The following is a 9,379-nucleotide window of genomic DNA, read 5'->3' as shown; positions in this document are numbered from 1 at the left end:
GTGCACCTCACTGCTGTCCTTCCACGGCGCCCTTCTTTCAAGCGCCGTCCGGAGGGATGCCCCCTCTTTGCCTGAGATTGTCTGGACTTGCTCTCCCCCTCTTCAAAACCTCTCCTACGGACTTTGGATCAATCCTGCCCTCCCCTGCCAGGACATGCGACCGCTATGAACCCAAGGCGGAAAAAGCACCGGGCCTCTCCACGTCCGCGCTCGAGGAGGCACTCCAACTCGCTCCAACCCATGGCGAGCTGGATGTCCGGGCCTGGAAGGCCCGAAGGGGGGTCTACCTCGTTGGTGTCCTGAACAACTCGGAGCAACTTGAGCTGTTCGCGGTCTCCGTGGACGCCGATAAGCAGCCTTCCTTGCTGGCCAAGGCGGAGCAGCCCATCCGCCTCCCGGAGGGATACAACCATGAGTTCGATCTTGCTCCCTATCGGCTCACTGGAACCGAGGTGGGCTTCGGGCTCAGGCTCAGCCACGAGGAGCCCGTGCCGAACAATCAGACGGCCAGTGAAGAGGAGCTCCAGGTCTTCCGGATCCACGGCAACAAGATTGAGCGTGTGCTGAAGACGGTCGTCTATCGGAAGTACATCCGTCACGGCCCTCCCACAGTGCTCGTCAATGAAGAGGGCGTCGATCCCAGGGACTGGCAATGGGAGGACCGGTTCTGCTCGGTGATCGCCGTGACCGGGTCGAAGACGAACGGTGTCTTCAACTGGGTCAAGGTGAGCTCGGCGCAGAGCACGAAGCCCGACACGGCCAGAGATGCGAACACGGAGGTGCTTCCGGCCGTGTTGTTCCGCTGGACGGGTGAGCGTTACGAGGCCCGTAACGACGAGAAGGAATCCTATTTCTTTCGCGAAGATTGAGGGGAGAAGGCCATGGACGTCACGTACCCGCGGTTCATGCTGCCAGGGGTTGCAGTTCATGAATGCGAGTCTTTGAACACCAAGGCCGGAAGCCGCTGGGATTCCAGCAGCATCCGGCCTCGTGCTCGTACGCCCGACGTGATTCGAACCCGCGAAGCTCAGAACGTGTACTTCACCCGCGGGAAGAAGGCGAAGGTGGGGATGTTGGGCCCGATGAGGTAGCGGGCCAGGAAGTCCGCGCCCACCGAGAAGTGGTCCATCGGCGTCGCGTACTCGATGCCGATGCCCAGGCCCGCGTTCGGCGCCGTCAGCGCCGCTCCCGGGTCTCCACTTCCCACCGGCGCCGGATCCAACCGCGACAGGCCCGCCGCCACCTTCGGCATCAGGTAGAGCCGGTCCGCCAGCGGCACCATGTACGCCGCCGTCACGTCGGCGAACGCCACCGTGAAGTTGTCGGACATGCTGCACACGTTCGTGCCTGGCGTATACCCGGCGAAGCAGTTCGCCGCCGACGAGCCCAGTCCGAAGTGCACGCCCATCGAGACCTTGTCCGTCAGGTCGTACCCCACGCCCAGCTGCAGGTACGTCTGCGCGTTCGAGTAGACGTTCTCCCCGCCCAGCGTGAAGAACGTGCCGATATCGGCCTCGGTGAAGAAGCCGCGGCGGACCTCCAGCGGGACTCCTTCCGGCGGCGTCGCCGCCAGAGCGGTAGTGGGCAGCATCGCGAGCACGGCGGCCAACAGCGGCTTCTTCATATCGGAACGACCCTCACCCTGACCCTCTCCCAGAGGGAGAGGGGTTCTTGACTCGATTGGAGATACGGAGACGTGTGCGGCTACTCACCCGCGGGCGAGAACAGCCACGGGTACGTCACCGCCACCACACCGCCGCCCTTGGGCTCGGGGAACTTCCAGCGGCGGATGCGCGAGAGCATGCAGTTCTCCGCCGCCGAGCTGTTCAGCGTGGTCTCCGTCACGTTCGCCTCCGACACTCCTCCCGCCGGATCGATCGTGAAGGCCACCGCCACCTTGCCCGCGAGGCTCGGGTTCTTGTTGAGCTCGGTCTCGTAGCAGTACTTGATCTCGTTCTGGTGGCTCCGGATGATCTTCGCGATCACGTCCTTGTCGAGGCCGCCCACCACCGTGGTCTTGCCAGGAACGATCTTCGTCACCGTCTTGCCACGGCCCGACAGGTCGATGCCGCCGCCGTCACCCGGGCCGCGGCCATTGCCCTTGGTGCCCAGGCCGCCGAGCCCCAGCGCGGTACCGCCACCGCCCGTGCCCGAGCCACGTGAGCCGAGTCCGCCCACGCCCTGCGCATCCCCGAGACCCGCACCGCTCTTGAGGCCGCCCAGCGCGTTGTTGATGCCCGTGCCCAGGCCACCCGGACCGAAGACGTCGGAAGCGCCCCCCTTCAGGCCCTTCATCGCGCCCAGCAGGCCCATCCGGCCCACCACCTTGCGGTCCTGCTCGCGCTTGTTCTTGTTGACGATGTGGGTGCCCGGCTTGGAGGGATCGGCCTCGGCCTTCTTCGCCTCCTCCTTGCCGAACTTGCCTTCCTCGTCCTTGGCCTTGGCGCCTTCCTCCGCGCCCTTCTGCTCGAAGCGCCTGGTGTCGATCTGCTTCGCCGGCTGCACCAGGAACTTCGCCACCCGCTGCTGGCTCGCGAAGATGTCGTCGCTGGACGGAGCCTCGGAGCGAGGCGTGAGCAGCATGGCCGCCAGGAACGCGCCGGCCGCCAGGAAGCTGATGCCGGCGATCTTGAACCAGGTGAAGTCCGTCTCGGCCAGTGAGCTCACCGCCACGGCGGGCGATGGCTTCACGAAGCGCACCACGAAGGTGAGCGTGCCCAGCGACACCTCCGCCCGGTCATGCAGACCGAGCGTGTACGCGTGCTCCTTGCCAGACGCCGTCAGCTTGCCCTCTGCGCGCAGGCTGTCCTTCGTGCGCACGTCACCGTTGTGGGTGACGATGACGCCCGCGGACTCGGGCACGTGCAGCTCGTACAGCTCGCCGCGCCCCACCGCCAGCACGTGACGCGCTCCCACCTCGGACTCGAAGACGTGGAAGAAGTTCTTCTTCGCCTCGCCGATGGTGACCGGCACGCCGTCCCGGAAGTGCTGGATGGACATGATCTGGTCGCCCCAGAGCAGCTGCACCTGGAGGACCTTGGCGTCCTGGGTGGGCAGCGCCTCGGGCGGCAGCGGCTCGCGGATGTGTGCCGCCACGAGCGAGCGCGCCGTCCGGGCCGCCGGAGCCTGCTTGCTCCGCACCACCTGCTCGGGAGTGGCCCGGTTGCGCAGGCCCGGAGGCACCACCCGGTTGCCCACCTCCGGAGCGCGCGGCTCCGGGGCTCGAGGGTGCAGCATGGAGCCCTGCAGCCCTACCCCGCTCTCCACCTGTGCGCCCGCTGGAGGAGGCGGCGCCTCGGCGTTGCCGAAGAGCACCTCCACCCGCGAGCCACCCAGCATCAGCACGTCACCCGATGAGAGCGTCCGCGGTCCCACCACCCGCTGACCGCCCACCTGCGTGCCGCTCTCGCTGCCCAGGTCGATGGCCGTCACCGAGCCGGTGGATTCGACCTTCAACATCACGTGAAGGTTCGACACCCGTGGGTCCAGCAGTTTCACCGCCGCCTGAGCGCCCGAGCCCACGATGACGCTCTCGGCCTCGGACACGGCCTCGTGCACGGAGCCATCCGGTCCGGTGATCCTCAACCTCAATCCGTTCTTCTTCCCCGCCGCCATAGAGGATCCTTCCTCCTCCCTTCCACCCGCCATGCCCACGCCGCTCATTAGAGGTTGTCCACCGACTTCTGCAGCTCGGGATTGAAGTTGTCGCGAACCCGGATGAGGCTCTGGAAGTCCGTCTTCTTCCGGTTGAGCACGTACGAGCCCTCGGGCTTCGTGAGCTCGCCCTCCACCGCCATGTCGGTGAAGTCGATCGTCGTCTTCTTGCGAACGACGACCTTGTCCTCCTCCTGGATGACCTTCACCTGGGTCTTCGGCTCTTCCTCCGCGAGCGCCGGCCCCGCCCACAACGCCACCACCGCCACTGCCGCTGCCAGTCGTCTCATGTCAGGCCTCCTCGTCGGATGGGACAGCGGGTCCCTGATGAGGTTCCTTCCGCTTCCTTGCACGCCCTGCACCAACGCCCCGGGTGGTGGAATGCCGCGAAATCCCTGCGAAGCGCTTCCACCCGCTCCACGTGAGGCCCCAGTAAGTGGAAAAATTTTCCCACCGGAACCGGTAGGTTATTCGGCCTTCGGGGTCTCGGCCGGAGGCTCGGCCGCTGGCCCGCTCTGCTCCGGCGAGGCCGCTGCGCCATCGACTGGCGCGGCGACACCACCCTCCGCGGGAGCGGCACCTTCCGCGGGTGCGCCCTCCTGCGGCGCCGCCTCATCGGACACCTTGTCGAGCATCGAACCACTGCCTCCGACCGCGGCCGGATGGGGCGCCTTCTCCTCGGGCGCGGCTTCGGGCTGGCCACTCTTGCGCATGGCCGCGATGCCCTGGAGCTTCGAGTCGATCAGCTGCTTGTCCTGCGCGCTCGTGGAGCCCAGATCCTTGCAGCGCTGGAGGAAGCCCTCGGCCTTGTCCCAGCCGGCGCGCTCGACGGCGTAGGCCCAGCCCGCGCCACAGAGGGCCTCGGGCTGCTCCGCGCGCAGCGAGAGCACCTTCTCGAAGGCCTCGCCCGCGGCGAGCCCCTTCTTGGCGTCGCGGCCCTTTTGCCCGTCCAACGCATAGGCGTAGTAGAGCCAGGCCTCGGACGAGCCGGGCTCCAGCTCCACGGCCTTGGAGAAGGAGCGCTCGGCACCGGCGTAGTCGCGCCAGGCCAGCGCCATGGCGCCGAGGTTGAGGTAGCCGGGAGCGAAGCGCTCGTCGAGCGACACGGCCTTCTGGAACTGCGCGAGCGCGCGGGGCCGGTCCTCCAGCTTCAGGTAGATCATCCCCAGGTTGTTGTAGATGCCGGGGTCCTTCTCATCGAGCTTGCGCGCGTTGGCGAGCACCAGCTCCGCGAGCCGGTACTTCCCCTGGTCGTAGTAGACGAGCGCGAGGTTCTTGTACGCCTCGGCGTCGTCCGGGTGGCGCGCGAGCACGCGGCGGGCGGTGGCCTCGGCCTGCTCGTGCTTGCCGGCGAGCCGGTAGGCCACGGTGAGGTTGTTGAGCAGCGAGGCCTCGTGCTCGCGGCCCTTCACCTTCAGCCCGGCCTCGTAGAGGGCGATGGCCTCCTCGTACTTCTCCTGCACCCGGTACAGGCGGCCCAGGTTGAGCAGCGTGGGCACGTGGCCGGGCTCGAGGAAGCGGACCTTCTCATAGGCGGCCTGCGCGTCGGCGGGCCGGCCCTGGCGCTCGGCGATGACGCCCAGGTTGAACTGGGCATTGAGGCTCTGCGGCGCCTTGGCCACCACCTCGCGGAAGCCCTCCTCGGCCTTGGCGTAGTCCCCCGCGTCGAAGGCGGCGACGGCCTGGGCGAAGGTCTCCCGCAGGTCGCGCTCCTTCTTCGTCTCGGCGACGGGAGCGGGAGCGGGCGCCGGGGCCTCGGTGGTGGCCACCGGCACGGGCTTCACCTGCGAGGTCGTGGCGCACGCGGTGGTGAGGGCCAGCGTGGCGGCGGCGAGGGTGCGGCGGAACGCCATGAACGTACTCCCTGCGGATGCCTGCGGATGCATGTGCGTCACCTTCACGGCTGGGCCTCCCCGGAGGCGGTGGGCGGAATGGGCGCCGCGTTGCCCGCGGGAGCCGGGGTCTCAGTGGACGCCGGAGCCGGAGCCGGGGGCGCGGCGGGCTCCTGGGAAGCGGGAGTGGCCTGGCTGACCTCGGGGAGGCCGGGCTCCTTGGCCACGTCCGCGGTGACGAAGAACTCGCTGCCGCGGAAGGGAACCTGGCGCACCTGCGCATAGGCACCGGGGCGGTAGCGGTTCACCTGGTCCTGCGCGGCCAGGGTCCACTCGTTGTAGAGCGACAGCTCGTAGGCCTTGCCCAGCGCCTTCTCGAGGGCCTCGGTGGCCTTGTCCTCGAGCGGGAGCGCGAGGTTCTCCAGCTCGGCGCGGTACATGGCCGTCTGCTCCTCGTCGAGCCCGGCGGGATCCGGGGACTCGAGGATGTTGCGCGCGAAGTCCGCGTAGGCGAGGCCGATGCGGGTGAGCGCGGCGATGCCCCACTCGCCCGAGCCGGTGCCGAGCACGTCCACGTAGGCCTTCTCCAGCTTCTGGATGGACTGCTGCTTGGCGGCGAGGTCGCGCCGGATGGTGGCCACGTTCTTGAAGCGGATGTTCGTGTACCGCTGCCAGTCGTACTCCACCGCGAGGAAGCGCGCGTGGCCGTAGGCGTCGAGGAGGTCCGGCCGCTGCTTCTCCTCCTGGGACAGCCTGGCCCAGCCGCGGACGAGCTCGCCCTGCATGCGCTCGGTGTCGCGGACGTTCTTCAGCTCGCGGTAGGCGATGAGCTGCCGGTAGCGGGCCAGGTAGAGCTGGGCGGCGGTGGTGCGCGAGTCGCGCCCGTACGTCTCGGCGAAGGACTCGAAGGCACGCGCGGCCTCGGCGTGCTTGCCGTCCTTCTCGTGGACGAGGCCGATGTTGTAGGCGAGCTGCGGCACGTCCGGCCGGGCCTTGAAGCGAGCGATGTACGCGCGGTAGGCGGAGATGGCCTTGTCGGACTCGCCCACGCCCTCCCACCAGAGGCCGGCGTTGAAGAGCGCATCCGGCACCCAGGCGCTGGCCTCGGTGAGCAACTGGTGGCGCTCCTCGTCCCTGTTGGCGCGGGCCTCGCCGGCGTTCGGCGTGTCGCTGGACAGGGACTCCTTCTTGGCGTCCTTGGCCTTGGCGTCCTTGCCCTTCGAGTCCTTGCCCTTGCTGGCCACCGGCTTCGCCTTGCGAGCGGCGTCGGCGCGGGAGGCGGCGTCATGGGCGTCCACGAAGGCGGCGTACATGGCGGCGGCCTTGCGGAACTCGGCGAGCTTCTCGTAGAGGCGCGCGAGCGTGTAGCGGATCTTCGGCTCGAAGGGGCTGCCCGCGTAGTCGGTGAGGACGCGCTCGCCAGCGGCCACGCCGCGGTCGAGCTGCCCGGCCTCCTGGAAGATGACCATGGCCGAGGTGAGCGCGCGGTCCGCGTTCTCCGACCTGGGGAACTCCTTCACGTAGTCGAGGAAGAGCTCGGCGGCCTTCGCCGGGTTCTTCTCCTTCTGGTAGACGACCTCGTGGATCCACTTGTACTGCGAGCCCTCGACGACGCGGGCCACGCGGGCGGCGAACTCGGGGCTGGGCTTGAGCAGCTTCTCGTTGGCGAGGAACTGCCGCGAGAGCTTGTTGAGCTCGAGCCACTCCTCGCGGGACTCGAGCACGTACATGGTGAGGTCGGCCGCGTCACGCGAGCGCCGCTCGGCGGGGTACTTGTGGATGATCTCCCCGAAGCGCCGGGCCGCGTCCATGTAGCGGTGGCGGTCGTAGACGATGAGGGCGGCCTGGTAGCGCAGGTCGATCTCATCCGGGTTGTCCGGGTAGAGCGTGTTGTACGTGTCGCACGCGGCGACCAGGCGCTCCTCGAAGCGCGTGAGCGGCTCCTCGGCCTGAGCCGTGTCCTTCTTGGTGATGCGGCCCTTCTTCTCGACGTGGCCCTTGGACTTGTTCTCGTCGACCTTCTGGCCGTCCTTGAGATCGCTCCTGGCCAACTGGCCGCGCTCGATCTTCACGAGCTTGTCGTAGGCCATGATGGCGGCGAAGGAGGCGTTCTTGCGGTAGGTCTCGTTGGAGACCTCGCGGGCCGAGTCGCGCTCCGGAATCTTGAAGGCGACCACGGCGTCGTACTGGGCGGCGGCGGCCTCCCACTCCTCGAGGGCCCAGAGGATCTCCGCGTAGAAGAACCGCATGTTGAAGGCGGAGTCGGAGATGAACTCGGGATCATCGCTGGTGGCGAAGGTGTCCACGTACTGCTTGTAGATGTCGCGGGCGAGCCGGTACGTCTCCACCTGGCGCGTCTTCTGGGCCTCCTGGTGGTAGTCGGTGACCATGACGCGCATGGCCTCCTCGGTGACGCTGAAGGCATTGCGCAGCACGGGCTTGTTGCCGGTGTTGGCCTGCCACCACTCGCCGCCGGGCCGGTACAGCTCCACCATGCGCTTCATCTCGGCGCGCACCTGGTTGCGCTGGCGCAGGCCCTCGTAGGAGCGGACGATGGACTGCTGGTACTCGGGAGCGCCGGGGCCCTTGGGCTTGTCCTGGATCAGGACGCGGTACGTCTCGATGGCGCTGTCGTACAGGCCCACGTCCATGAGCTGGGCGGCCATCTTGGAGATCAGCCGCTCCTGGCGCTTCTCGGGGGCCTTGGCCTTGAAATAGGCGATGCCCTCCTGGCCCTTGTCCAGCTTGACGTAGAAGACGATGAGGTCGTTGAGCGACTCGGTCTTGAGGTCGCCCAGCTCCTCGCCGCGATCACCGGCGTAGTCCACCACCTCGTGCAGCTTCGCGAGGCCCTCGTCGTAGGCGCCCGCGTTGTAGTCGCACCACGCCAGCTTGTAGACGGCGTAGGCGTAGACCTTGGGCACCTTCGAGGCGCGCGCCTTCTCGTAGTAGGAGCGGGCCTCCTTGAGCTTGTTGTTGTCGAAGTAGTGGTTGCCCAGCTGGACGTAGGTGTCCGGGACGAACTGCGACTGGGGGAACTCCTCGATCAGCTGCAGGTAGCGCTTCACGGCGTCATCGCGCCGGCCGAGCTCCTGGAGGTTGTAGCCGAGGTAGAAGAGGATCTCGTCTCGCTGGGGCCAGTCCACGTAGCCGCTCAGCAGGTCCTCGTAGATGCGCATCGTCTCGGTGCGGAAGCGCTCGCTCTCGCGGTGATCCTGCTTGGGCGCCTCCAGCTTCTCGCCGCGGGCGGTGGCCGCGTCGAAGGCCTTCTCCGCCTCGAGGTAGCGGTTCATCTCCTGCTGGTAGAGGTACTTGGACTTCTCCCAGTAGAGCTCGGCGAGCCGGTAGAGCATGTCCGCCCGGCGGTGCGAGCCTTCCTGGAGCTTGGGGATCAGGCGCTTGAAGCCCTCGATGGCCTCGTCGCGCTTGCGGTCCGCGAGCCCGTCCTTCTGGGCATCGGCGATGCGCGGCGTGTTGTCCGATCCCGGACCCATGCGCGCGGGACCCATGCGGGCCGGACCCTGGCGCTCGGGCTCCCGCTCCTGGGGCGCCGTGCGCGCGGCCTCCTTGGAAGGCGTCTCCCTGGCCTCAGCCGGCTTGGAAGGGCCTTGCTTGGACGAGGCCTGCTTGCGCGCGGCCTGGGAGGACTTGCCCGAGGGCTGTGCCGCCTCCCCTGCCCCGCCCGCGGTGAGCGCCACGCCCACCGCCAGCGCACCGAAACGAAGGACCGCCTTCATGCGAGCTCCTGTGGAGGGTGCGAGGAAAAAAGAGCGCGCCCCTCCAGCTCCACGAGAAGCCGGGCCGCCCCCATCGCCTCCCTCACCACCTACCGAAAGGGACGAGGGAAAGTAGAAATGCGGTGTTGGAATGAGAAGTGCTCCACCACCCGCGTA

General features: G+C 67.8%; 6 protein-coding genes. 1 reads left to right on the top strand and 5 read right to left on the bottom strand.

The window, feature by feature from the left end:
- The coding region (locus tag VFZ09_RS05935; protein WP_329726497.1) for a hypothetical protein at positions 1–869 on the top strand (869 nt) is incomplete at its 5' end.
- Between the two features lie 158 nt (positions 870–1,027).
- Here VFZ09_RS05935 and cglE read toward each other — a convergent pair.
- From cglE to VFZ09_RS05910, 5 genes are all read right to left on the bottom strand, one after another.
- The gene (cglE, locus tag VFZ09_RS05930) at positions 1,028–1,624 is read right to left on the bottom strand and encodes an adventurous gliding motility protein CglE (protein WP_329726496.1); all 597 of its coding nucleotides are present in this window, start codon (positions 1,622–1,624) and stop codon (positions 1,028–1,030) included.
- Positions 1,625–1,704: 80 nt separating this feature from the next.
- Positions 1,705–3,615 carry an AgmX/PglI C-terminal domain-containing protein gene (locus tag VFZ09_RS05925; RefSeq protein ID WP_329726495.1) on the bottom strand — a complete coding sequence of 637 codons (1,911 nt, stop codon included), beginning with the start codon at positions 3,613–3,615 and terminating at the stop codon, positions 1,705–1,707.
- Positions 3,616–3,662: 47 nt separating this feature from the next.
- Positions 3,663–3,944: a hypothetical protein gene (locus VFZ09_RS05920; RefSeq protein WP_324949738.1), complete on the bottom strand. Its 282-nt coding sequence runs from the start codon at positions 3,942–3,944 to the stop codon at positions 3,663–3,665.
- 177 nt (positions 3,945–4,121) lie between these two features.
- The gene (locus VFZ09_RS05915) at positions 4,122–5,507 is read right to left on the bottom strand and encodes a tetratricopeptide repeat protein (protein WP_329726494.1); all 1,386 of its coding nucleotides are present in this window, start codon (positions 5,505–5,507) and stop codon (positions 4,122–4,124) included.
- Between the two features lie 44 nt (positions 5,508–5,551).
- Entirely contained in the window at positions 5,552–9,223 is a 3,672-nt protein-coding gene (locus VFZ09_RS05910; RefSeq protein WP_329726493.1) for a tetratricopeptide repeat protein, read from the bottom strand.
- Positions 9,224–9,379: the final 156 nt, after the last annotated feature.

The sequence above is a fragment of the Archangium sp. genome, from assembly GCF_036277355.1.
Taxonomy (GTDB): Bacteria; Myxococcota; Myxococcia; order Myxococcales; family Myxococcaceae; genus Archangium.
Note: the sequence above shows the minus strand (reverse complement) of the source record. Positions and strands in the feature narration are given on the sequence as shown.

Coding starts and splice junctions, on each gene's coding strand:
- cglE (WP_329726496.1), bottom strand. CDS start 1,624: ATGAAGAAGCCGCTGTTGGCCGCCGTGCTCGCGATGCTGCCCACTACC.
- VFZ09_RS05925 (WP_329726495.1), bottom strand. CDS start 3,615: ATGGCGGCGGGGAAGAAGAACGGATTGAGGTTGAGGATCACCGGACCG.
- VFZ09_RS05920 (WP_324949738.1), bottom strand. CDS start 3,944: ATGAGACGACTGGCAGCGGCAGTGGCGGTGGTGGCGTTGTGGGCGGGG.
- VFZ09_RS05915 (WP_329726494.1), bottom strand. CDS start 5,507: ATGGCGTTCCGCCGCACCCTCGCCGCCGCCACGCTGGCCCTCACCACC.
- VFZ09_RS05910 (WP_329726493.1), bottom strand. CDS start 9,223: ATGAAGGCGGTCCTTCGTTTCGGTGCGCTGGCGGTGGGCGTGGCGCTC.